The organism is Pseudomonas sp. LjRoot71, assembly GCF_964253255.1.
Classification (GTDB): Bacteria; Pseudomonadota; Gammaproteobacteria; order Pseudomonadales; family Pseudomonadaceae; genus Aquipseudomonas.
Genome location: NZ_CAXURA020000001.1, coordinates 3428483 through 3450176, shown reverse-complemented (window position 1 = coordinate 3450176; position 21694 = coordinate 3428483). Strand labels below are relative to the sequence as shown.

Sequence of the window (21694 nt, the reverse complement as noted above, 5' to 3'; positions counted from 1 at the left end):
ACATGACTGCCATCTCCACCTGGCGCCGCCGTCTGCTGGCCAGCGCCATCCTCGTTTTCGGCGGCCTGCTGGCTGCCTGCGAACCTACAGCCGCGCAGGCGCCACAGCCACAAGCTACCCAACAAGCGGTGGCCAACCCTGGCGTGGCGATCTTTGCCGGCGGCTGCTTCTGGTGCACCGAATCTGATTTCGACAAGATGCCTGGGGTGATTGAAACCACATCCGGCTATATCGGTGGGCATGTCGAAAACCCCACCTACGAACAGGTCTCGGCCGGCACCAGCGGGCATATCGAAGCCGTTCGCGTGCGCTTTGATCCGAGCAAGACCAGCTATGCCCAACTGCTGGAAGCCTTCTGGCCAACCATCGATCCGGTTACCGCCAATGCCCAGTTCTGTGACCGTGGCCCGCAGTACCGCAGCGCGATCTTCTACAGCAACCCCGAAGAACAGCAACTGGCCGAAGCCTCGAAGGCGGCCCTGGACAAATCCGCCCGCCTGCCTGGCCCAGTGGTCACGGAGATTCTCCCGGCCAGCACCTTCTACCCCGCCGAGGACTATCACCAGGATTACCACCAGCGTAACCCGCTGCGTTACAACTACTACCGCCACGGCTGCGGCCGCGACCAGCGCCTGGAGCAACTCTGGGGCAAGAAACAGTAAACCGCCGCCCATCAGCTGGCCCTCGCGCTGGCTGATGGCGCTGTATTCAGCCGCTGATACCAGGATGCGGCAATCGTCGTATCCGCTATGGTTGAGCCCACCTCTGTTGCAGCTAGCTCACCATGGCACCGTTGAAACCCCTGTTCAAACTCACCTCGCTGATCGCCCTGGGCGGTTGGTTGATGCTGGTCTGCCTGCCGTTCTGGCCCTATACCGACGAACTGGTGCTGGGCCTCAGCGTGGTCTTGTTGGCTATGGTCTACAGCTGGCTCCTGGCCGTCGCCATGCGCCAGCGCCCCGAACCGGGCAGCGGACGCCCCGGTTTCTTCAGCCTGGGCGGCGTGCTCTCACTGCTGCGCCAACCCACGGCAGCGCTGGCCGCCTGGGTGCATATTCTGGCGTTCGATCTGATGGTGGGGCTGTATATCCGCCACGAAGGCGCCATCGCCGGCATCAGCCACTGGGCGCTGCTGCCCTGTTATGTACTGACGCTGATGTTCGGCCCACTGGGGCTGCTGGCGTTTCTGGCGCTGCGATGGGGATTAGCGGTGGCCGTTTGAATCAACGGCTGCGCTGCTGGTACTGAGTACTCTGCCCAGGGTACTGCTGCACCCGATAGCCGTTGGGGTATTCGATGCTCTGCTGAATCCCCCCGCGACTTTCCACCGAATGGTTGTCATAGCGTTGCTCATGGCGCTGCAAGCCGTCAGGCAGGCGCTGCCCGCCATAGAGGTTATGGCTTTCGATGGTCTGCGAGCTGCCGATGCTGCCACTGGCACCCGGGCTGATGTAGGTTTTCGGAATGACCCGCAGCGTTTGCGGGGCCTGTTGCTCGGCATAGAGCGGCGCAGCCAGCAGTAAACCGACTAGAGCGACAACCGATCTGTAGTACGCCATAAACACCTCGACCTCGAAAACACTACGTCAGCAGCACTTGGGCAGCAGCGCCGCAACGCAAGTTCACACCGTTGATCAGGGCCCGACGCTAGCAGGTTGGTGGTGCCGGAGACAGGAATCGAACCTGCGACCTTCGCGTTACGAGTGCGTTTAAAGACATCAGCAAATCAACAACTTACCTTTAAAATCAGCAACTTATAGTCCAGTTGAGTCCATGGATACGGGCCGGTATAGTCATATTTGCTGTCACAGCGCTGTCAGGACGAACATGAAGATCAAGCTAACCCCGCAAAACGTCGCCAATCTAAAGCCCCAGGATAAGGCTTATAGGGTATACGACACCTACCAACCAGTGAATCGCCCCTAGTTTCGTAGACACCTCCAGGCCTCATAATACGGCCCATTAGGAGGTGCCATGAGTAACCCGCGTTATCCCGAAGAATTCAAAATCGAAGCAGTCAAGCAGGTGACCGAACGGGGTCTGCCGGTGGCTGAGGTAGCTGCTCGCTTGGGCATGTCGACACACAGTCTGTATGCCTGGGTGAAGCGCTACAGCAAGCCCCAAAAGCAGCGGGCACAAGAAGACGATCAACACGCTGAGTTACGTCGCCTGCGTGCTGAACTCAAGCGCGTGACCGAAGAGCGAGACATCCTAAAAAAGGCCGCCGCGTACTTTGCCAAGGAGTGCGGCTGAAGTACGCCTTCATCAGTCAGCTATCCGCAGACTATTCGGTTCGCCGTCTGTGCCTGACCCTGAAAGTACATGCCAGCGGTTACTACGCCTGGCTGTCTGAGCCGAAGTCGGCACGAGCTAAGGATGATCAGCGTCTGCTGGGTTTGATCAAGCACTCCTGGTTAGAAAGCGGTGGCGTCTATGGTTACCGCAAAATCCATGACGACCTGCGTGAGCTGGGAGAACAGTGCGGCAGGCATCGCGTTGCTCGATTAATGCGCCAGGAAGGACTGCGCTCGCAGACAGGGTATCGGCGTCGACCGGGCCGTTATGGTGGTAAGCCTCCAGTGGCCTCTCCGAATCATCTTGAGCGTCGATTCAATGTCACCGAACCCAACAAGGTCTGGGTTACGGACATAACCTACATCCGCACCTATGAGGGCTGGTTGTATTTGGCGGTGGTGCTCGACCTGTTTTCGCGGCAGGTAATTGGCTGGTCAATGAAGCCGCAGATGACCAGCGACCTGGCTATTGATGCATTGCTGATGGCGGTTTGGCGGCGTAAGCCCAAGCTGGAAGTAATGATTCACTCAGATCAGGGTAGCCAGTTCAGCAGCGGCGACTGGCAGAGTTTCCTGAAAGCCAACAACTTGCTTGGCAGCATGAGCCGACGTGGCAACTGCCATGACAATGCGGTAGCGGAAAGCTTTTTCCAGCTGCTGAAACGGGAGCGGGTCAGGCGAAAGATCTATAGCACTAGGCAGGATGCTCGCGCTGATGTGTTCGACTACATCGAGATGTTTTACAACCCAAAACGCCGACATGGTTTCAACAACCAGCTGTCACCGGTAGAGTTTGAGAAGCGACATTTACTGAGCCTGGAAAGTGTCTAGGAAATCCGGGGCGATTCATTCCCGGCGGAGGTGATCACGACCCGGCATAACTTTCCCGTGACATCTAATTGCAATGCGACCGGCTCTTATCCCAAAGAGAGGTCGCCTGAAACAGCGTTTTGAATACCCGGCGATACCTTAGGGCGAGTCGGTGGCTGAGACCTGAAGAATCATTGCAACCAACCTGCAATCGGCTCATCAGATTTACCCAAATTGCGCGTATTTGCCGTAACTCACCCCCAAATACACGTCTTTGTGCCTTTCAACCGGACAGAAAAGACCTTGTACGGTATCTAACAGGTTGGGGGTGGCTAGTAGTGGTATAGGTACACCTTAGATAGTCCTATATATCCACATACCCTATACACCCTCACATCATCTATATAGATGAATAGTATGCGTCGCTAGGTAACCCATCATGACCAAACCATGCAAGGAATGTAAAACACCAATATTAAAGAATTCTAAGCAGTGGAAAAATAAGAAATACTGCTCTACCAACTGTAGAAAGATAGCATCTAGGAAAAAGCTTTCTACGGAAACTCGTATTAAGAAGGGAAAATCACTGTTAGTACAGGTTCCCCATATAACCTACCTAATAAAGGAGTGCCGAAGAGCAGGAACCGTGCAGATTCTAAGCAATCACAATTTAGAGTCTTTCACGATAACCATGGATTTCATCAAGAACAAACCAAAAGGAGATATAGAGATTTGCCATATCGCGCCAGCGAAAGGCAAAAACTCAATAGGTTTATTACATTATGAAAACCTGTTTTATGGGGGTTCGTACCAGAATAGAAATTTTGGGAACAATTACCTTTCTGGGGGATTAAAGATAAAGCGCAGCCATCTAGTTGAAAAATGGGCTGTTGACGACGATATGGACAACAATACGATTCTTAAGAAAGTAGAGCTTTATTTAGGAGATATCGTCAATAATTACATTGAAATAAAAGATCTGCGCAAGTCTAAAAAAAGACGACACATTGAAGAAATATTGAAAATTGATCCTAAAAGAGATATAGCTTTTCTACGTTTTCAAAAGAAAAATCATCTAGATAATCTGCTGCTTGAGCTTAGTCAAAAGAGAATACTCGAAAGCAGCCCCGGCAATGAATCTAAATACATTATCTATGTTGATGAGCTAACCAGATTCATTTCTTATGGCGGAAAAAGAGCGCGAACGCTAAAAAAACTCAGAACCTTAATGATTGCTGGGTATATAGCCCTAGAAAAAATTAAAACGAGCAAAACATACAATTCGATGTTTTATGAGCGCTATGGATCGCTTATTAAGCCTAAATACACCCATGCTACGCTTAAAAATCCTGGCAAATGGAGCGAGTTCAAAGACTTCATTTATGAAGCGGCATTCATAGCCTTACAGGGAGGCCCCGTAGATATTAAAAGCTTTAAAAGAGAGTTCCTGCTGCATCTAAAGCCGCTGAAATAGCTTAATAACCCATTATCTATATGGTCAAATACGATGGCATACCATTCGATAGAACAGCTTCGCTACCCCTCTGAACCGTTAAGCCGTGTTATTTATGGCTATACTTGTACTTGTGGCGCGCAAGAAAGATTTCTCGTTTCAGAAACTCCACGGGTTGTGGTTGCGCTTGAATTAACGGAAAGCGGCCATCTGGGGCTTGTCGAGTATTCTTGTAAAACCGGCACCTATCCAGCACCAACTAGCGAATTAAAAGAAATTGCTCGCTGCTTTGAGTGCAATGAGAACAGCCTGAAGCTTACATCCGTGACGAATATGTGCTAAATCACAGGCTGGGGCTAACGGGCAAAAATAATATCTCGACGAGTATCTGTTCAAGCACTGTGCGCAAGTACATTCAGTGGGCCTTTTGATAAAGGCGAATATTCAGAGGATAACCATGCCTGGAGATTTACGATGACCCTGAGCAAGCAAGAAATGATGAAGAAAACTGTTCAATTCATGCGAGCGCTTGTTGATGAAACGCTGACTTCTCAGGCGGCCGAGGAAATGAAGGCGCTGGTGCATAATTATCGGCGCGACCTGGAAGCGTTTAATGATGATGCTAGCTTGACCTACACGCGCCCATTCCTACTGATGGTTGGTGATGCTTCGGCGCCTCTCCCGGAGGAAACCATTGATGCCATTCTGCGGATTGCCGCTGACAACGACTTGCAGGATGAATTCTGGAAATTGACATCGGCGGGACAAATTTTTTGCCTGTGTAGCCACAAGGCTCTCGCACTGGTGAAAGAAATTGCCAAGCATATGCTCATTGGCTTTGGCAATATCAATGCTAACGGCATCGCGATTGATGGCTATCACTTCCTGGGCTTTTACAGTGCTTCTGCCGAGCGCATTAAAGCCGGTCTGCTAGAGGCTGAGCTCTATTTGCAAAGCCACGCATGAACTCAACATCTCTCTTTGAATGTGAGCAAAGGGGCCGGCTTTTTTCGGGCCATCCCTAATCGAGTAAATGTCGAGAAACCCAGCCGTGCATGAGCTGGGTTTTTGAGCAAGTAAGATCGACCTTAATTGGTGCGGAGTGCATCCGCCATTTCAGCCACTTCGCTGAAGGACTTGCCATCGATGGCGAGCAAGAATTTAGTCTTAGCTAGCTCTTTTCCAACCAATTGGCCCTTGTATTGATTGGAAATATCCATGCTGATCATTTCGATGTTGACTTTAAGCTGTGCTCGCTCTTCATTACTCAGGCTTTGCGCAAGTTCTTGCATCGACCTCTCAAAGGTTGAGATCGATTCGCCATTGATCACCGGGCCGCGCTTTTCATCTGCGACTTTCTTCGCTTCACGTATCTCATTGGCCATGTCAGCCACGTCTTCGGCGGTTTTACCGTCAAAAGTCTCCAGAAGCTCATTCTGCTTAGCGCTGATGGCGCTCAAGTTAAACTTCACGTCCTTCATCATGGAAGTGCTGATGAAGACAAAATCTTCCTGAAATTGGTGGGCTTCCTTGGTATCCAGAGACTCAATGATTTCTTTCATCGAGGACTGGAGGGTTTCCTGAGATTTTCCGTTCAGTTCTGGGCCACCGCAGGCGGAAATCAGACCAGCCAGGGTCAGAACAACCCAAGTACGAAGAACGTGTTTCATGGTGAAGTTCCTTATTGAGAAGATTTTTCTGCATAGTTTGCTAACGCAAAATTACTTGGGCAGACGCTTACCCTTAATTCACATCATTGGTTGTGCAAGGGTAATACCCTATGGCACAAGTAGCTCTGCACTAGAGTATCAACTATTTTGATATGCTCTTTTCGCTAAGGATTCGAGATGTAAGGCGAGCAGCTTATTAAATTGAAATCGTCTCCACAGACCGACAGGGACTCGATACAAAACAATCCCGGCGAAGACCCAACCAGCTAGAGTGAAAGCTTCACTGCCATCCCCCAGCCAATCCCCCAAAAAGAAAATACCGAACCATGCGATCAATGCAATCAAGAATGTTTTACCAGTGGTTCTAAAGGCTTCTAGATATTTGCTGAGCTCCTTAGCATCATTGATATACCAGTGTTTACTAGCGGTATGGTTTACTAAAATGCTCATACAGCCGATACCTGAGCTTTTTTTACGGGCCGAAATTATTGTTATTTTTTGCCCAGCTCTCAGGGGTATATCAACCCCTCTCAGACGGATTGGCTCCTCTACACCGTTCTCTCTTTTAATCCAAAATTCATGATTTGTGATTGTTGTAGAGTGCACTTGGGGTTGTGTAACATGGCCGTCACTTCCAACTAGCCCCCCTCCGGTTGAGTAGACTTGGGTTTCTTTATTTTTGCTGCTAGACAAAACCTCGCCAGTCACGCCCCAAAACTCAAGCTCTTCGCCTTTGTAAGTCAAATCTTCCATAGAATTTTCCTTGATAATTTATCTATTCTTTAATTCAGCCAATATAAATAAATTTTGTATTTTTCTAATGCTGTGAAGCTCCTTGGTGAAATAATCGTTCGGCCTGAAAATGTTCAATTAGCCTATTTCCGAATGCCTTCTCCCGCTCAACCTTTGCGAGAGCTGCCCCTACTAAATGCTTTGCCAATCTTATAAACGGTTGGCTCAGCATTTATGACCCATGTGTAAATTCCCCGATAACCATGACCGTCATTCAGGACGAGTTCAGCCATGGCACTGTGCTTGCCAGGTGCGGCCAGGGCAGGCCAGATGAGCAGCACAGCAAAGGCGGCGCCCTTGGCGTATATACTCTGGAACATCACCTTTTTCGGAAGCGCCTTGAAGAGCAGGTTCATTGCTGCCAGAAGGCTGAAGAACAGACTTATCGCCATGGCAACCGGAGGGATGACCAGCGCTTTGACTGCCTGCCTCCCTTTATCAGAGTGGATACCGTCATCGCCCAGCTGCTCGACCGGTGCGCTGAATGCCGACTTCAGTTCGACACGCTGCCTGTCGAATTCCGGAGCAATACATGTAGCCTTAAACTGGGCTGCACTCAGGTAGGCATTACCCTTGGTACAAGGTGCATTAGCCAAAGCTTCGCGGATGCTGCGTTGAACGGATGGGAGGTTGCGGAATTGGCCCTCGGTCAGATTGGCTTCCACAATTTGACCGAACTTCGCCTTGGTGCCTTTCTCCCACTCTGTCCTCACGCGCTTCTGCGCTTCGTTACTAACGGAGGCAGTAACAGCGACTTCATCGTCTGGGCACCAGTTGCCGGGTAGGCTCATGCCTTTAGCCACCACCTGCGCACGGGCCTTCTTGCAGACTGTTGGATGGCGCAGGAACTGGTTGAGGGTGATCTTGCGTGGAATGCCATCAGACTTCAGAGCAAAGGCGCGATCTATCTGGCGCAAGTGCCCACTACGGATCGTTTGTTCATTCAGCTTGCGGGAGCCGTCGATCGACAGGTACTGCTCGATGTCTGGAGTGAAGCCGTATATACGCTGCATGGCAGGGGCGTAACTCGCGCTAGGTGAGCGCGAATTGATTGACTGGGCATATTTACGGACTTCCGCACTGACGACTGACTCTTGCGCCAACAATGAGTCCTCAAAGCGTCGCCCTGCTTCCAGATGACGTTTGTAGTCAGCCTCAACGCCTTGGCGGATCGCCGCCAGCGTATTGCTAGCTTGGCCGCCTGTTTTTCCAGAGGCAGATATCAGCGACGACTCGTATTTGTTAGCGCTGTCTGCGTACTGGTTGTACTTCGATGCCACGTCTTGGCGTATTTGCTGGTACTCGTTCCATCTGCGCACAGAGGTACTGTTACTGGTACCAATCAGCACGCGGTCAAAAATTGTTTTCTGGTTGGCCTGAACGATGCTCTCGATCTTTTGATTACCGCTAGCCATCGGCCCAAGCAGGGCTAGAAGAGCCTTATCCTCTGGAGTGGTACCCAACTGCTGGCCTTTCAATTGGATGGCGCCATGGGCGACGCCGAACTTGAAGAGATTCAGGCCAAGAGCGCTGCTTCGGTCTTCAGCCGTAGTCTTGTCGACCAGGCTATCGATCAGAGCCGGCTGAGCCCAGCGCATGAACGGTACCGTGGCAAACACAGCCATGGCCGTAAAAATACCGAGTGAGAGCAGAGTGCCTCGATCCTTGAGTGGCTTGGTTAGCTTAAGCAGGGTCATGAGGGCTATAGCCAGACCAATACCCGAGAGCGTTTCTCCACGAAGAGCGATGGCCTCCATCTCATCAGCGCCAGGTGTTGCCGAAGATGCGAGGTCTACCAGGTCTGCGTTAAAGACAAACTCCATGAGTACGTAAATCAGACTGATCGTTCCGAAGACGAACGGCCACAAAGTGCGCTTCTGCGATTCCAAAATGCTGTCCTTGCTAAATCACTCGATCACGATTGGTGCAGGCATCGTGTCCATCTGAATGGATTCAGACTGGATAGGCGTTGCTTTATTGCGCGGGGCTGCCGGGGCCTCTACGGGTTTGACAACCGAATCCACCCGCGCCTTGTTGGCGGCCTCGTCGAGGTAACGGTGTTCACCGCTCCAGGTCAGATACATGCCTTCTTTGACCAGGGTTTGCTGATCAGCCATGTTTTCAAGGTCAGCATCGGCAGGCAGCTGGCGGATAATGTCGGCGACCTTGTTACTCATGAACATGACTTTCCGCGACTTAAGACTGCTGCCGGGTTCCTCTGAGCTGGCTTGGTGTTGAGCGCAGCCCGACAGAACTGATACAGCTAAAAGGCCAATAATCGCTTTGGTGTTCATTCCAACCCCAGCATTTTGCAGGTCTTGATCGGCGTCGAATCGACAATTGCACCGTCAGGCATGGCGCCTCTGGCCTTGAGTTGCTTCAGGCCCTCAATGTGGCTCTCGTTATCCGTCAGGGTGTAAGTCATAACCTTGCTGATGCCGGCTTTGTGAGCACGAGTTGTGAGGCCAGGATCGGACAACAGATCGGTGATTTCGACATGGAGCCCTACATCGCCCCCGATCTTGGTTTTCAACTCGGTGAGAGCGGCCGCAGTAGCCCAGCGCGGATACTTGTAGACACCAAATGCCTGGGTGGCCAGGCGGGCGCCTGCCATGAGGCGTTGGCGCCCCTTAAGCCTGCTTAGCTCGTCGCCATGGTTGGCTACGGCCCATTTCTCCAGCGCAGGCTGACTTGGGCCCTGGATAAGCGCCACATAAGCGTCCTTGTTGAACTGGCGTATGCATTGCAGAGGTGGCAACCCATCCATGCTGCTGTAGCCGATCTTGCCCCTGCTGAACAGGGTCTTCACACCAGCGTCGAATGTGCCTAGCGAGCCACATTGCAGCCCTGTATCGCTCTTGATCTCGATATTGATTATCTGCGCAGGGTGGGTGAGCTCGTTTACAACGGCCAAGATGTCGAATGCGCCATAGATATCCTCATTGGTGGCTGCCCCCAGCCGATTACGGCCTTTTGCAGTCATCCACGAGTTGAGATCGAGGCTTCTCAGGGATACATCGCCATTACGATGGACAAGCGTTCGCCCCGTTGTAGCATCGTGGTTAAACACCCAGTTGCCATCGCCCAGCTGCCGTGCATCAACCTCAACACCGTTGAAACGGCTGGTGATGCCGGTCATCACTGCGCCCGGCCCGTTCTCCGTATACTGTGGATGACCTCGATGGGCCTGAATCTCGAAACCTTTACAGCCGAGCTGATCGGGTGCATTCAAGCGTTTTAGAGAGCCCCAAGCCTCGATGTAATAGCCACGCCGCATCAGCTCAACCTGCTCGGGTAAGCGATCCATGTTGGCGTCTGCCGGCAATGCTGGAATGGCGTAAGCCTGCGACTGGATGCCCAGAGTGATGATCGACAAACAGAGGCCTTTTACGACTCGTTCACGCATCACTTGCTCCAAAGCATCCATGCATTAGGGTTGTATTCCTTGGACGTGCGAGTCAGCGTCATGCTAGTGCCACAGCCATCCATAGTGAGGCTATCTTCACTTGCAAGGGTGCCCTCCCAATCCGACGGAGCCCAACGGCTACCGGGATTGACGATGACTTCCTTCTGGTCGATGAAGAGCGTTTTGCCTGCGTTTACGGTCGCGTCAGCGGTGATTACCACCAACTCCTCCACGCCCAAGAGATTTTTCGACAGCGAGTAGACCTCGCCAGTAGCTACGCCGGTCGTTCCCGACTCCTTGAAAGACCAGATGATCTTTTGCGTGCGCTGATCTGCACTAAGGCGGCAATTCATCTGTCCCTGCCAAGTACCCACCATTGGGCTCTTCCCTTCCGAGTTAAGAGCTGGGATGACTTGGGCACAGCCGGACAGACCCAAGGTGGTAAGCAGCGAAGCGATGATGACGCGATTACGCATTTTGTATTCCTCCGTCCATGAGTGCGATGGCAATGTGACACTCTATAAGTGAACCGGAGTACAAATCAATGGCGCCAACTATCCGCCACCCCAAGTAGCCAGCGGCACTGCCAGCTAGTGAGTCGGCACTCAAGAAGCGCCCTGGCAGCTTGGAATTGCCACAGCGCGCGTGATTCGCCCCCCATGAAAGCCGGTTATGCCAGGCACCTCAGGACGTGGGTTACCGCAGCAATAGCGGTCTGGATAAGCAAGAGATCGCTGGTCTGGCAGGGTGCTCCTGGATTGGTCGGCAAACCATCGCACTGGCCAAAGTGTATGCATTGCGAGCCAGTGATGGTGCCGGAGATATCCAGTGTCTATTCGTAGTATCGACTAGGCCATAAACGACCGTTTATGACCCCGGATAAACTGGCCCCCATAGAGGTGCCATAAATTATGGGTTGACTATTTATGAGCACAAATAAATAATGAGCCTACGTTTTTGACACCAATATAGGGCTCAACCATGTCCCGCACCTTTGCCTACTGCCGCGTTTCTACCGTAGGCCAAACCACAGAGAATCAAGTTCAAGAGATCAAATCCGCAGGTTTCGATATCCAGCCCCAGCGCTGCATTGAGGAGACTATTTCGGGCAGCACCGGCAGTAGTGAACGTAAAGGCTTCAACACACTGCTAGACCGCATGGAGTCCGGCGATGTACTTGTGGTGACCAAGCTGGACAGACTTGGGCGGAATGCCATCGATGTGCAGAGCACCGTGCAGCGGCTAGAGGGTATGGGCATTAGGGTTCACTGCCTGGCACTTGGCGGCGTTGACCTGACTAGCCCGGCAGGCAAGATGACAATGACCGTTCTCGCAGCAGTGGCGCAATTCGAGAGGGATCTGTTAATTGAGCGCACTCAGGCAGGCCTAGAGCGCGCAAAGGCAGAGGGTAAGGCTCTGGGGCGCCCTGTAAAAGCATCATCTGAACAGGTACAAGCGCTCAAGAGGCGCAGCATGTCGCAGTCTCAAGTGGCCGCCGAGCTTGTAATCAGCTTGAGCACGGTTAAGCGGCTTTGGAATGCCCCTTAGACTGGCATATTGGATTAACCCGGGTGCCTGAGTTGATATTAGGCTTCAATCGGTGTCATTTCACAAAGCCCCCGATCAAGACTCTCCCCGCAGCAACCCCAGCACCCGCTCTTTCCCCTCGGCACTTAGCGTGTTGAACAGCCGCAGCAGCTCTGCTTCCTCGTCCCTGACTGCATAGAAGAACGCAGCCGGCAGGCCCAACTCGTCAGCGATCCGCTCAACCAGCTCAAGATCCGGCTCACGCTTCGCAAGCTCGTAGCGATTCATCCGCGTGCTCGCGGATGCCGGATCAAGATCGATGCGAAGGCCGAGCTGCTCTTGGGACAGCCCTGCTAGTAATCGTGCTTCTTTGAGTCTCTTCGACAGAGTGGACATGGCGTTCTTTGTTGTCAGCAAAGAACAAGATCGTCCGGTGTTGGTATGCGCCAGGTGCTACCGTTTTGGTAGTATCCGCGAGCGACAACTGCTGAGAGGGTTGCCGCGTGAGGGTAGCCATCGCATATCTTCTGGCGGGCTGCATAAGAAATACCCCTGCCGGTGCAGGGTGAAGCTGCTTTAAAGCTAGATACAAATGCCAGCGCTTTCTTGAAGTGGACATACCGTACTACGGTTACTGTGAATTAGAGGTCATGCGACCTTTCTCAAGGAGTTCAATATGCTGAAGAGAGTTTTGTTTTCTATAGCGGCCATGGGCATAAACAATGCGTATGCCGAAACCGCAAATGAATACTCAAAAGACAATGCAATTGCATCTATAAAGGCATCGGGACAGGCAGTAGAGTTCTCTATAAATTCATCTGTCGATATGCACGTGTGCGAGATTAGTGGGGCTGCGGTAATGGTTGATGCACACCGTGCGGTATATACCTCAAGCGATCCAGAGGATAAATGTACTGTTTTGCTGGGCCTTGATGGAGACATGTTGAAAGTAACGACAAGATCTTGTGAAAGCTATTGTGGCTTGAGTGCCCAAGGCTCACTAGATGGATTGTACAAAGTAGCTGAAGCCTCACAATTAGGTCAGGTTGCTGAAGGCTTTGCCAAAGCGGCTGCAGAAGCAAATGCAAAAGGCCCAATCATGGTGGATCAAAATACCCGACTGGATCAAACCATTGCGGGGCCTGGCGCTAAGCTAACATATTTCTATTCATTCCCAGGCTACTCCTCCCAAGACATCAAACGCACTTGGGATCTCGCGAGCGCTCAATCAACAGTTACGAATGGTGTTTGTAATAGCCAAGGAATGGCATCTTCGCTTCAAAATGGCGGGGTATACATATTCTCATATAGCGGCAACGATGGTGTAGTCATTGCTCGATTTGAGGTTGTAGCAAGTGACTGTGGTAATTTATAGCTCAAATTATTGGTTTTCGCGCTGTTCGGCTACCGGTTAACACCCCCTAAAAAAGCCCTTTGCGGGCTCATGGAAAAAGTTGAGCTATAAATGGATAATATTTTATTTAGTAGTAAAGCCAGTTATATAAAGGGGGGCGGCATGCTTGTATTAGGTGCTTTGCTCATGATTGCCATCTGCGTCCTATTCCTCTACCCCTCTGAGCCCCTATTAGATATTTCCCCAATTCAGCGATTGTTGGCTAGGTTTCCTGATCATAGAGAAACTGCAGCTTCAATACTTGTCGCTCTCGGCACTATTTCTATGATGGTTGCAATATTTTTGATTGATATGTGTATCCGTTTTGTATGCTCAGCAAGGCGCGCGCAAGGGGCCTTAGTCGTGACTTCAAAAGCGGTGCATATTCCGGCTTCTTTTATGCACCAAGGGTTGGTCATACCTGCCGAGCATATTGTCTCAGCCGAAGCAGCAAGCCACGCTATTGAGCTTACCTACAACAGCCTGATTGGTCGTAAAGTAATTGAGATATCCCGAAACATGTACGATAGCATTGATGGTTTCATTCCAGCCATCCAGAAGTTAATCAAGTCAAAACCTGAGCCCGTTGAATTATTTAACGTATCATTTAACAAGGCCGGCCTATCTGATCAAGATGCTTCAGAAAAAGTGAGCAAGCTGTCTGCTTTATTGAATAAACCTGAAAGTCAAATTCGAGCAGCATTCAAAGATGACCTATTACCGATACGCCAAGGATTACTGAAGGATCAGGCTGCAAAAATTATTGCCCAACTCAAGGCAAGAGGATTGCCTGTCTCAGTCAGTAAGACCGCTGAAAATCAACCTACCCTGCCCATGTCGAAACTGCCAGGAAAGTTGATACTAATTGTCCCTGCATCACTTGCGGCCTTTTTCGGTATGTTGATACCTGGCGGCTCAATACTATGGATTCTTGTCATATGGCTTGCTCTAAATCAGTTGCCTGTCAAATTCAAGCCCAATGGGCTGCTGATTTTTGCTGCAATATCTTTTGAAATATTTATTGATGTAATGCCTCAAGAGGGGCCGCCACTTCTCTCATCGCTTGCGATTGGAATTCTTGCGTTGAGTGGCATATCCGCAATTATGCGCAATGATATCGCAAAGACTTATGGCACCTCACCAAGCATGCTACTAACTTTGCTTTTTCCGATACTCTATGTGACCTATTGCGCTAACAAGGTTCTTATCAACAAGTCGCAAAACTAGAATTACCGTCCATGAATATTTTTCCGTGCTAAAGCCTAATAGCAATTAAAAGAATTCAAAGTTCACAACGTTTTCTGGGCAATGAGGGATCGATGATGCGAAAAATTGGTGTGGCAAGCCTGCTGACTATAGCCATTGGATTGGCGATGGGCTGTAAGCCTGAAGAGCAAAGTACGGCTGCCTATCTGGGGATTGAGGGCGCTTACCTGAAAACGGTTGCCTATAAGGAAGAAGGCAAGATAGTTGCGTATAAGATTGAGGCGATCTCGAGCAACAATGGTCGGGTAAACAAGGTAGGTGTTACGGTCGCAGACAAAATTTACCCACCGATCTCGAATCAGTACCAAATCAGCGATACCGCGATCATCCATAAGTCTATGGTGAAAACTAACCAATACCCGCTCACGTTCACCGATTCATATCCGGTTAAGGCTGGAGTGCTAAAGACGGGACTTACGCACGAAGGACCAAACGGTGAGCTGAAGCCATGTATTTCTGTTGTTGACGATACGACTACCGACGTTTACTGCAGTGGCTACGGCCTAGTCCAGGCCGTAAGCAAATGGGAAAAGGCCGGCGTGGCTAAGACTGGCACGGCTGAGCTTATTCACTTCGAAAAGCTGAACGCGACTAAGGGTGAGGACTTCGCTTCAAGTATGGCCGCGCAGATAAATGCAGCTTCCGCAATGCTGCTGCCGGCAGTTGATGTTGAGGCATACAAGGCCTGGATGCAGGTCTGTCCGGAGCATGTCGAGACGTCAGACTTCAAGAAGCTCGACCCTCTAGCCTATTCGTTTGCATGCAGCTGCGTATTCAAGAAGGAGCGCGAGAGCGTTCAAACCATTATCGAGTACCCGGACTCTTCAAATCCGTTGGGTAATGGGGAAGACGCAGAGAAGTTCTATGCGACCACCCTTCAATGCGTGGGAAGCTAGCCCCAAACCGCTCCAAATTCAACGCTGAAAGCGACTAGCTCAGCAGGACTGCTCATTTGCTGATCCGAATCTCTAAGCCCCGCCTACGAGGCCCCTGAAAGCTCTACAGAACAGTGTCCCAGCGGGGGCCGCCGTTTGTGACGCCAGTGGCTGGAGCTCCCTTACATAGGAGTGGAGAGAGAGCCAAAATCGTCTGTACAGCGGACGGCTATGCTTAGATCATTGATTTGAACAAAAAGGCCCCGCTTCGAGAGATCGAGAGCGGGGCCTTTTCTTTACTGTTGCTGTCACCCTGCTGTCAGAGCGCCAACTTCTGCCGGGATGAAACTGCGTAACTTACTGATTTATATGGTGCCGGAGACAGGAATCGAACCTGCGACCTTCGCGTTACGAGTGCGCTGCTCTACCTACTGAGCTACACCGGCGACATCAAACGACTCACCGTACCCCGCACGGCAATGCGGGGTACGGCTTGCTGCAAGCCTAGCAGCTGTGTTGCGAGGGCGTATCAGCGCTATGGTAGCTCGATGCGGTCAGCGTGAATGACGATACGACCCTGTTTGTACAGACCGCCGATGGCCTTCTTGAAGTTGCCTTTGCTGGCGCGGAAGTGGGCGCTGATGGCTTCCGGCGAACTCTTGTCACTGAGTGCCAGGGTGCCACCCTGCTCACGCAGCTTGGTCATGATCTGCTCACCCAGGCTGTCACGCAGGTCTTCACCAATCGGCTGCAGGCTCAGGCTGATCTTGCCGTCGCTGCGCACTTCCTTGATGTAGCCTTTTTCCTGCATGCCGGAACGGAGGAATTTGAAAGCCTCGTTCTTGTGGATCAGCCCCCAGTGCTTGCCGTTGATGATGGCCTTGAAGCCCATATCGGTGCTTTCAACCACCAGCAAGTCGACTTCCTCACCGGCCTGATAGGTTGCCGGCAGCTTGTCCAGGTAGCGGTCCAGACGCGCGGTGGCGGTGATGCGTTTGCTGCGTTTGTCGAGAAACACATGCACCACGCAGTAATCACCGATCTGCAGCGGGCGTTTCTCTTCGGAGTGCGGCAACAATAAATCTTTCGGCAGTCCCCAATTAAGGAATAAACCAACGCGATTTATATCCACAACTTTCAAACTGGCAAATTCACCCACCTGAACTTTTGGTTTTTCCGTGGTGGCAATCAATTTGTCTTCGCTGTCCAAGTAAATAAAGACATTCAACCAGTCTTCCACTTCACTTGGGCTGTCGCTTGGGATATAGCGTTTCGGCAGGAGAATTTCGCCGTCTGCGCCGCCATCCAGATACAGGCCGAAGTCGGTGTGCTTCACGACCTGCAAACTATTCATCCGTCCAATTACCGCCATGATGCCCTACCCTCATTACCAGGCCGGCATTCTAGCCGAGTCGCCTCTGAATTTCTCGACAACTGGGCACATCTGCCCCCGCCGAAACACGTGTCGGCTTGCGCAACTGACCAGCGGCCTGCCACGTCACAGTGCCCGCCAGAAAACTCTGCGCCGGTATTTTGCACTCAATTAAAACAATTACTTAGTGAACTACTGCAGTATTAAATCGAGCTATTGGAAAATTATTGCGCGGTGCAATTTGACATCCGAGCTTTATTTATCAAGCAATTGTCAAGCATTTCGAGTACCATGCGCGGCCAAATTAATTTTTAAATAGGTTAATGGCCGTCATGCGCGTAAAAGCATCCAACAGTAAACCCAAGCCGGCGCCAGCCGTGGAAACCAGCGCCTCGATCGACGCACAGATCGAAGCCTTTCTGAAGTCTGGCGGGGAAATCCAGCAAATCGCCAAAGGTGTCAGCGGTCAGGTGTACGGCACCACCAAGCAGATCACCATCGGCAAAAAGTAACGCGTTCTGGCCACGCAGCGCTTTGCTCGCAATGACAAGGCGCTGGCCAGTGCTTGATTGACCCTCTCCCTCCTCCACTGTTTTATCCATTTACACCTGGCCCTCTGGCGCTTAGCACAACCTTGTTTCAGAATCATGTCAGCCCGCACTTTGCGGCTGTTTCGGCATTGCCGTTGCTGAATGATGGCGAATGCCCCAGGAGTACCCGTGCGCTTTACCTGCAATTGGCTGCGACACCCTTCCAGCACCCTGTTGGCGCTCAGCCTGTTGTTGCTTGCCTTGCCGATGCTCAGCCGCTACACACTGGGCTGGTCCCACCCTTATGGCTATCTCTCTGACCTGGCAATTGGCAGTTTGCTGCTGGTGGTGCTGCATCAGCGTTCCTGGCTGCTGGCGGTGCCGCTGTTGCTGGTCTGGTGCATCTTCAATCTGAGTACCGCCGAACTGGTCAATGCCGTTGGTCGCATGCCAGAACCGGCCGATCTGCAGTACCTGGGCGACGCCCAATTTGTCAGTCATTCCACACAGGGCGGTGGTTTAAGCCAACCGCTGCTGGCGCTGGCCATGGCGCTGCTGGTGGCAGTCTATCTCGGCCTGCGCAGCTGGCAGACACCACGCCGCGCCGCACCACTGTCCCGCGCCTGGCTGCTGTTGCCGTTGTCACTGTTTGCCGTGCACAGCGTGTGTCAGCAACTCAAGCCCAGCGAAGCGGATCAATGGCTGCAATTCAACCTGCCGCACAAACTACTGGCCGAAAGCACCAACAGCGGCCAGCAGTACCTGGCTGACTGGCTGGACGGCAATGAGCCCGGCAGCCCGCCGGATATCAGCGCCCTGAACCAGCTCGACCTCAACGGGACCCCGCTGCTGGCCCAAGCCGGCAGTGCGCGCAACGTACTGATCATTACCCTGGAAGGCGTGACCGGGGCCTATCTGCAAGCCAGCCGTCAGGCCATCGGCAGCAGCTACACGGAACAACCGATGCCACGTCTGAGCCAATGGGCCGAGCGCGGCATGCTTACCTATGACTACGTGCTGCACGGTCACCAGACCATTCGCGGGCTCTACGCCATGCTGTGTGGCGACTACAACAAGCTCGACTCTGGCACCCCCAAAGGTGTGGAACTGCTCAACAACCCTGCTCGCAGCGAGCTTTGCCTGCCCGCGCAACTGCGTGAACGCGGCCTTAGTACGCATTTTCTGCAAGGTGCCGGCCTGCGCTTTATGGCCAAGGATCAGATCATGCCGCGCATGGGCTTCGACAAGACCCTTGGCCGCGACTGGTTCAAGAACAAGCCCTACATCGAGTTCCCTTGGGGCATGGATGACAAGGCCTATTTCGAAGGCGCACTGGGCTACGTCAAGCAACTGCGCAGCAAGCGCCAACCCTGGATGCTGACGCTGCTCACCGTTGGTACTCACCAGCCTTATTCAGCGCCGCAGGACTACCTCGACCGCCATCCAAACGCCAAGCTGGCCGCAATTGCCTACCTGGATGACGCGGTAGCGGACTTCCTCAACGCCCTGGAAAAACAAGGGGTACTGAAAGATACCCTGGTGATCGTTACCTCGGACGAGTCCCATGGCGTGGAGAATGTGCGCCTGGCTTCGGCCTGGGGTTTCAACCTGCTGCTGGCGCCCGAACAGTCGAAACTGCCCGCCCTCAAACATGGCATCTACGGCCACGTCGACCTGACCGCCTCGGTGCTCGATTACTTTGCCTTCCCCGTACCGGCAAGCATCTCCGGCCGCTCCATGCTGCGTGACTACAGCAACGGACGGGAAATCATGTCCTACACCAATGGTCTGCTGCGCCAACATGACGGCCAAGGCACATTGACCGAATGCGATTTCCAGAGTGTCTGCCGCCGCTACGAAAGCCCAGGCTTCATTGCGGACAGCGCCCGTTATCTGGGCCGTTTCACCGGCAAGCCGGCACGGCTGGTCAGCCAGCGTGCCAGCGTGCTCGACCAATCGCTGACCACAAGTCAGAGCGAGCAGAGTTACCAGTTTGCCAACCAGCAGCCCGTCAAACTCAAGCCCGACGCCAGCGATGACTGGGCTGACAACCTGGTCGGTGCGCAGTACCTGACCCTGGCTGCCGACACCCAGACCAGTGTGACCCTGAAAATTCGCGCACTGCGCATGAGCAAGCAAGGCGCCAAGCTGCAGCTGAAAACCAAGGAGTACGACCGCGATGTGGCCCTGCCCATCCCGGAACTGCCGCTGCTGACGCGCGATCAACCGGTAGAAGTCAGTTTCACCTTTGACAACCCCAAGGCACGCAAGGCGTTTTCCTTCCACCTGGTCGGCCAGGGCCAGGGTGCAATCGAGATTGTTGATTTCAGCGTGCGCAGCACCCCACTGGAAGACGAGGAAAAATTGCTCGCCGCCCAGGAGTCGCTGGAAGAGGTGATACCCGCTCAGTGAGCACGCGAGCCATCAGTGCACGGCGTAACGCCGTTCGATGGCCACGTATTCACCATTGCTGCGAATGGTTTCCAGGCCCAGATTGAAGCGCTGGCAATCAGCCTGCTGCCGGCACCCCAGCTTGTAGCCCGTGGCCGCAAAGATCGGGTACAGCGTCAGCGGTTGGGTGACATCGACCTGGGTATACACCTCACGGTTGAAGTAGCGCAGGATGCGCATATCCGTCACCACCACATCCACCCGTCCGCTGTAGAGCATGCGGTTGCGGGCAATCTGGAAGGCTTCCTCACGGTAACGCGGATTGGCTTCAGCCATGGCCTGGTACTCGCTACCCAGCAGAAAGCGCGCGCGCTGAAAGGCATTCACCGAGTAACGCCCCAGGTCACTGATGCGCTGGATATCCAGGTTGCGCGAACGCAGGGCAACGGCCACGTTCTGGTAGCGGATGTACACATTGGAATAGAAGATATTGCCGCCACTGCGTTCGTTGGTGGTGGTAATCGCATCGATTTTCCCCTGCGTCAGCATCAACTGCAGACGCTCCATCGGCGCATAGTGCGGCTCAACCTCAAGGCCGGCATGCTGCGCGGCACTCACGACGATGTCGTACTCCAGCCCCCGCCCCTGCCCCTCGAAGAGATAAGGCGGTTTGTGCGTACCAAAGCCAACCCGCAGGCCTTGTGCCGAGACCGCCAGGCTGCATGACAGCAGTAATAAGACCCACATCCACTTCATGGCAATACCCGAGCTGAACCAGCCCCCAGCATAGACGGCTATGCCCTGGCTCTGCACTGCGCCATCACTGAAATCGATGCATGCGAATTAGTCGCCAGGGGCGCGTGCAGGGCTAGACTCTGTGCACCCGAGTCAGTCGATGCACCACTGGAGAATGTTCATGCTTAAAGCCGAATACCAACAGCGCGGCCCACAACCCCACGAGGTAATTAGCGCCGTCGCCCTGCAACTGCCCGAGCCTGGCGCTGGCCAGGTGCGCATCAAGGTGCTGGCCGCGCCGATCAACCCATCCGACGTGCTTACACTCACCGGCGAATACGGCATGCTGCCGCCCCTGCCGGCCGTCGGCGGCAATGAAGGTGTTGGCCGCGTCGAAGCACTCGGGGCAGAGGTCAGCAACATCAAAGTCGGTCAGATGGTGCTGCTGCCGGTCGGTTGCGGCACCTGGGTCAGCCACCTGAATGCCCCGGCCAACAAACTTATCCCCTTGCCTGAGGCCGATCCGCAGCAACTGGCGATGCTGACGGTCAACCCGCCGACCGCCTCGTTGATGCTCAGCCAGTTCGTTGACCTCAAGCCCGGCGACTGGGTGATCCAGAACGCCGCCAACTCAGGCGTCGGCAGCTACCTGATCCAACTGGCCAAGCTGCGCGGTTTCAAGACCATCAACGTGGTGCGCCGTGAGTCGGCGGTGGCCGGCGTTGAAGCGGAAGGCGGTGACGTGGTGCTGGTCGATGGCCCTGACCTGGCCAAGCGCGTGCGCGCTGCAACTGGCGGCGTCGGCGTGCGCCTGGGCATCGATGCGGTGGGCGGTGAAGCCACCGATCACCTGGCCGCCAGCCTGTGTGAGGGCGGCGTGCTGGTCAACTACGGCATGATGAGCCGCCAGCCATGCCAGGTTTCGCCCGCGTCGTTTGTGTTCCGTGATGTCAGCCTGCGCGGCTTCTGGCTGGCCAAGTGGTTCCAGAACGCCAGCCAGGCTGAACAGATGAAGGTGTTTGGCGAACTGGTGCAACTGATCGCCAGCGGCAAACTGCACACCCGTGTGGCCGCCACCTACGACGTCAGCGAGATCAAGCAGGCCGTGGCCGCTGCGGCCGGTGGTGAGCGCGATGGCAAGATCCTGATCGTGCCGAAATAAGCCCAGAAACGACAACGG

General features: G+C 53.3%; 22 protein-coding genes and 1 tRNA gene. 12 read left to right on the top strand and 11 right to left on the bottom strand.

Annotated features, from left to right (window positions below; translation table 11 throughout):
* The first annotated feature begins 2 nt into the window (after window positions 1-2).
* Window positions 3-662, top strand: coding sequence for a peptide-methionine (S)-S-oxide reductase MsrA (gene msrA, locus ACSQ17_RS16185; protein ID WP_233684041.1), 660 nt, complete (start codon window positions 3-5; stop codon window positions 660-662).
* 122 nt (window positions 663-784) lie between these two features.
* Window positions 785-1222, top strand: coding sequence for an ABA4-like family protein (locus ACSQ17_RS16180; protein ID WP_436069656.1), 438 nt, complete (start codon window positions 785-787; stop codon window positions 1220-1222).
* Window position 1223: 1 nt separating this feature from the next.
* Here ACSQ17_RS16180 and ACSQ17_RS16175 read toward each other — a convergent pair whose 3' ends face one another.
* A complete protein-coding gene (locus ACSQ17_RS16175) occupies window positions 1224-1559 on the bottom strand; it encodes a hypothetical protein (RefSeq protein ID WP_436069655.1) in 336 nt (111 codons plus the stop codon).
* A 415-nt stretch (window positions 1560-1974) separates the two neighbouring features.
* Here ACSQ17_RS16175 and ACSQ17_RS16170 point away from each other — a divergent pair.
* The 3 genes from ACSQ17_RS16170 to ACSQ17_RS16160 all read left to right on the top strand — a co-directional run bounded on the left by ACSQ17_RS16170 (window position 1975) and on the right by ACSQ17_RS16160 (window position 5523).
* Window positions 1975-3125, top strand: a protein-coding gene (locus ACSQ17_RS16170) for an IS3 family transposase (protein WP_436067717.1) whose coding sequence is annotated in 2 segments (ribosomal slippage) — window positions 1975-2218 and window positions 2218-3125 — 1152 coding nt in all. Because the reading frame shifts where the segments join, the coding sequence is not laid out codon by codon here.
* 670 nt (window positions 3126-3795) lie between these two features.
* Window positions 3796-4578: a hypothetical protein gene (locus ACSQ17_RS16165; RefSeq protein ID WP_436069654.1), complete on the top strand. Its 783-nt coding sequence runs from the start codon at window positions 3796-3798 to the stop codon at window positions 4576-4578.
* Between the two features lie 453 nt (window positions 4579-5031).
* Window positions 5032-5523: a hypothetical protein gene (locus ACSQ17_RS16160; RefSeq protein ID WP_436069653.1), complete on the top strand. Its 492-nt coding sequence runs from the start codon at window positions 5032-5034 to the stop codon at window positions 5521-5523.
* A gap of 122 nt (window positions 5524-5645) precedes the next feature.
* Here ACSQ17_RS16160 and ACSQ17_RS16155 read toward each other — a convergent pair whose 3' ends face one another.
* The 6 genes from ACSQ17_RS16155 to ACSQ17_RS16130 all read right to left on the bottom strand — a co-directional run bounded on the left by ACSQ17_RS16155 (window position 5646) and on the right by ACSQ17_RS16130 (window position 10901).
* Entirely contained in the window at window positions 5646-6227 is a 582-nt protein-coding gene (locus ACSQ17_RS16155; protein ID WP_436069652.1) for a DUF6694 family lipoprotein, read from the bottom strand.
* Window positions 6228-6365: 138 nt separating this feature from the next.
* Window positions 6366-6980 (bottom strand): hypothetical protein, encoded by a 615-nt coding sequence (locus ACSQ17_RS16150; RefSeq protein WP_436069651.1) that lies wholly within the window; start codon window positions 6978-6980, stop codon window positions 6366-6368.
* A gap of 146 nt (window positions 6981-7126) precedes the next feature.
* Window positions 7127-8908: a hypothetical protein gene (locus ACSQ17_RS16145; protein ID WP_436069650.1), complete on the bottom strand. Its 1782-nt coding sequence runs from the start codon at window positions 8906-8908 to the stop codon at window positions 7127-7129.
* 18 nt (window positions 8909-8926) lie between these two features.
* Window positions 8927-9313 carry a hypothetical protein gene (locus ACSQ17_RS16140; RefSeq protein WP_436069649.1) on the bottom strand — a complete coding sequence of 129 codons (387 nt, stop codon included), beginning with the start codon at window positions 9311-9313 and terminating at the stop codon, window positions 8927-8929.
* Window positions 9310-10425 carry a hypothetical protein gene (locus ACSQ17_RS16135; RefSeq protein ID WP_436069648.1) on the bottom strand — a complete coding sequence of 372 codons (1116 nt, stop codon included), beginning with the start codon at window positions 10423-10425 and terminating at the stop codon, window positions 9310-9312. The genes ACSQ17_RS16140 and ACSQ17_RS16135 overlap by 4 nt, the downstream gene beginning before the upstream one ends.
* Complete coding sequence (locus ACSQ17_RS16130; protein ID WP_436069647.1) at window positions 10425-10901, bottom strand: hypothetical protein; 477 nt, start codon at window positions 10899-10901, stop codon at window positions 10425-10427. Before ACSQ17_RS16130 ends, ACSQ17_RS16135 begins: the two co-directional genes overlap by 1 nt.
* A gap of 505 nt (window positions 10902-11406) precedes the next feature.
* On the opposite strand from ACSQ17_RS16130, the gene ACSQ17_RS16125 reads away from it, so the two are divergent.
* Window positions 11407-11973, top strand: coding sequence for a recombinase family protein (locus ACSQ17_RS16125; RefSeq protein WP_436069646.1), 567 nt, complete (start codon window positions 11407-11409; stop codon window positions 11971-11973).
* Window positions 11974-12048: 75 nt separating this feature from the next.
* Here ACSQ17_RS16125 and ACSQ17_RS16120 read toward each other — a convergent pair whose 3' ends face one another.
* Entirely contained in the window at window positions 12049-12348 is a 300-nt protein-coding gene (locus ACSQ17_RS16120) for a helix-turn-helix domain-containing protein (RefSeq protein ID WP_436069645.1), read from the bottom strand.
* Between the two features lie 280 nt (window positions 12349-12628).
* On the opposite strand from ACSQ17_RS16120, the gene ACSQ17_RS16115 reads away from it, so the two are divergent.
* From ACSQ17_RS16115 to ACSQ17_RS16105, 3 genes are all read left to right on the top strand, one after another.
* Window positions 12629-13327 carry a hypothetical protein gene (locus ACSQ17_RS16115; RefSeq protein ID WP_436069644.1) on the top strand — a complete coding sequence of 233 codons (699 nt, stop codon included), beginning with the start codon at window positions 12629-12631 and terminating at the stop codon, window positions 13325-13327.
* Window positions 13328-13417: 90 nt separating this feature from the next.
* Window positions 13418-14572: a hypothetical protein gene (locus ACSQ17_RS16110; RefSeq protein WP_436069643.1), complete on the top strand. Its 1155-nt coding sequence runs from the start codon at window positions 13418-13420 to the stop codon at window positions 14570-14572.
* Between the two features lie 92 nt (window positions 14573-14664).
* Window positions 14665-15507: a hypothetical protein gene (locus ACSQ17_RS16105; protein ID WP_436069642.1), complete on the top strand. Its 843-nt coding sequence runs from the start codon at window positions 14665-14667 to the stop codon at window positions 15505-15507.
* Between the two features lie 349 nt (window positions 15508-15856).
* Here the strand turns inward: ACSQ17_RS16105 and ACSQ17_RS16100 are convergent.
* Together ACSQ17_RS16100 and ACSQ17_RS16095 are read right to left on the bottom strand one after the other, a co-directional pair.
* A tRNA-Thr gene (locus ACSQ17_RS16100) sits at window positions 15857-15932 on the bottom strand.
* A gap of 89 nt (window positions 15933-16021) precedes the next feature.
* Entirely contained in the window at window positions 16022-16858 is an 837-nt protein-coding gene (locus tag ACSQ17_RS16095) for a CvfB family protein (protein ID WP_436069641.1), read from the bottom strand.
* A gap of 323 nt (window positions 16859-17181) precedes the next feature.
* Here ACSQ17_RS16095 and ACSQ17_RS16090 point away from each other — a divergent pair, with 323 nt between their 5' ends.
* Window positions 17182-17370 (top strand): hypothetical protein, encoded by a 189-nt coding sequence (locus tag ACSQ17_RS16090; protein WP_169852821.1) that lies wholly within the window; start codon window positions 17182-17184, stop codon window positions 17368-17370.
* 207 nt (window positions 17371-17577) lie between these two features.
* Window positions 17578-19800 (top strand): LTA synthase family protein, encoded by a 2223-nt coding sequence (locus tag ACSQ17_RS16085; RefSeq protein WP_436069640.1) that lies wholly within the window; start codon window positions 17578-17580, stop codon window positions 19798-19800.
* Window positions 19801-19812: 12 nt separating this feature from the next.
* On the opposite strand, the gene ACSQ17_RS16080 is transcribed toward ACSQ17_RS16085, so the two are convergent.
* A complete protein-coding gene (locus tag ACSQ17_RS16080) occupies window positions 19813-20535 on the bottom strand; it encodes a substrate-binding periplasmic protein (RefSeq protein WP_436069639.1) in 723 nt (240 codons plus the stop codon).
* Window positions 20536-20695: 160 nt separating this feature from the next.
* Between ACSQ17_RS16080 and ACSQ17_RS16075 the strand changes: the two genes are divergently transcribed.
* A complete protein-coding gene (locus ACSQ17_RS16075; protein ID WP_436069638.1) occupies window positions 20696-21676 on the top strand; it encodes a zinc-dependent alcohol dehydrogenase family protein in 981 nt (326 codons plus the stop codon).
* The last annotated feature ends 18 nt before the right edge of the window (window positions 21677-21694 follow it).

What these genes read in the sequence shown, in the direction of transcription:
- ACSQ17_RS16095 (WP_436069641.1), bottom strand. Translation starts at nt 16,858, where the DNA reads ATGGCGGTAATTGGACGGATGAATAGTTTGCAGGTCGTGAAGCACACC.
- ACSQ17_RS16125 (WP_436069646.1), top strand. Translation starts at nt 11,407, where the DNA reads ATGTCCCGCACCTTTGCCTACTGCCGCGTTTCTACCGTAGGCCAAACC.
- ACSQ17_RS16155 (WP_436069652.1), bottom strand. Translation starts at nt 6,227, where the DNA reads ATGAAACACGTTCTTCGTACTTGGGTTGTTCTGACCCTGGCTGGTCTG.
- ACSQ17_RS16115 (WP_436069644.1), top strand. Translation starts at nt 12,629, where the DNA reads ATGCTGAAGAGAGTTTTGTTTTCTATAGCGGCCATGGGCATAAACAAT.
- ACSQ17_RS16150 (WP_436069651.1), bottom strand. Translation starts at nt 6,980, where the DNA reads ATGGAAGATTTGACTTACAAAGGCGAAGAGCTTGAGTTTTGGGGCGTG.
- ACSQ17_RS16130 (WP_436069647.1), bottom strand. Translation starts at nt 10,901, where the DNA reads ATGCGTAATCGCGTCATCATCGCTTCGCTGCTTACCACCTTGGGTCTG.
- msrA (WP_233684041.1), top strand. Translation starts at nt 3, where the DNA reads ATGACTGCCATCTCCACCTGGCGCCGCCGTCTGCTGGCCAGCGCCATC.
- ACSQ17_RS16120 (WP_436069645.1), bottom strand. Translation starts at nt 12,348, where the DNA reads ATGTCCACTCTGTCGAAGAGACTCAAAGAAGCACGATTACTAGCAGGG.
- ACSQ17_RS16105 (WP_436069642.1), top strand. Translation starts at nt 14,665, where the DNA reads ATGATGCGAAAAATTGGTGTGGCAAGCCTGCTGACTATAGCCATTGGA.
- ACSQ17_RS16090 (WP_169852821.1), top strand. Translation starts at nt 17,182, where the DNA reads ATGGCCGTCATGCGCGTAAAAGCATCCAACAGTAAACCCAAGCCGGCG.
- ACSQ17_RS16175 (WP_436069655.1), bottom strand. Translation starts at nt 1,559, where the DNA reads ATGGCGTACTACAGATCGGTTGTCGCTCTAGTCGGTTTACTGCTGGCT.
- ACSQ17_RS16135 (WP_436069648.1), bottom strand. Translation starts at nt 10,425, where the DNA reads ATGCGTGAACGAGTCGTAAAAGGCCTCTGTTTGTCGATCATCACTCTG.
- ACSQ17_RS16160 (WP_436069653.1), top strand. Translation starts at nt 5,032, where the DNA reads ATGACCCTGAGCAAGCAAGAAATGATGAAGAAAACTGTTCAATTCATG.
- ACSQ17_RS16180 (WP_436069656.1), top strand. Translation starts at nt 785, where the DNA reads ATGGCACCGTTGAAACCCCTGTTCAAACTCACCTCGCTGATCGCCCTG.
- ACSQ17_RS16165 (WP_436069654.1), top strand. Translation starts at nt 3,796, where the DNA reads ATGGATTTCATCAAGAACAAACCAAAAGGAGATATAGAGATTTGCCAT.
- ACSQ17_RS16110 (WP_436069643.1), top strand. Translation starts at nt 13,418, where the DNA reads ATGGATAATATTTTATTTAGTAGTAAAGCCAGTTATATAAAGGGGGGC.
- ACSQ17_RS16075 (WP_436069638.1), top strand. Translation starts at nt 20,696, where the DNA reads ATGCTTAAAGCCGAATACCAACAGCGCGGCCCACAACCCCACGAGGTA.
- ACSQ17_RS16080 (WP_436069639.1), bottom strand. Translation starts at nt 20,535, where the DNA reads ATGAAGTGGATGTGGGTCTTATTACTGCTGTCATGCAGCCTGGCGGTC.
- ACSQ17_RS16140 (WP_436069649.1), bottom strand. Translation starts at nt 9,313, where the DNA reads ATGAACACCAAAGCGATTATTGGCCTTTTAGCTGTATCAGTTCTGTCG.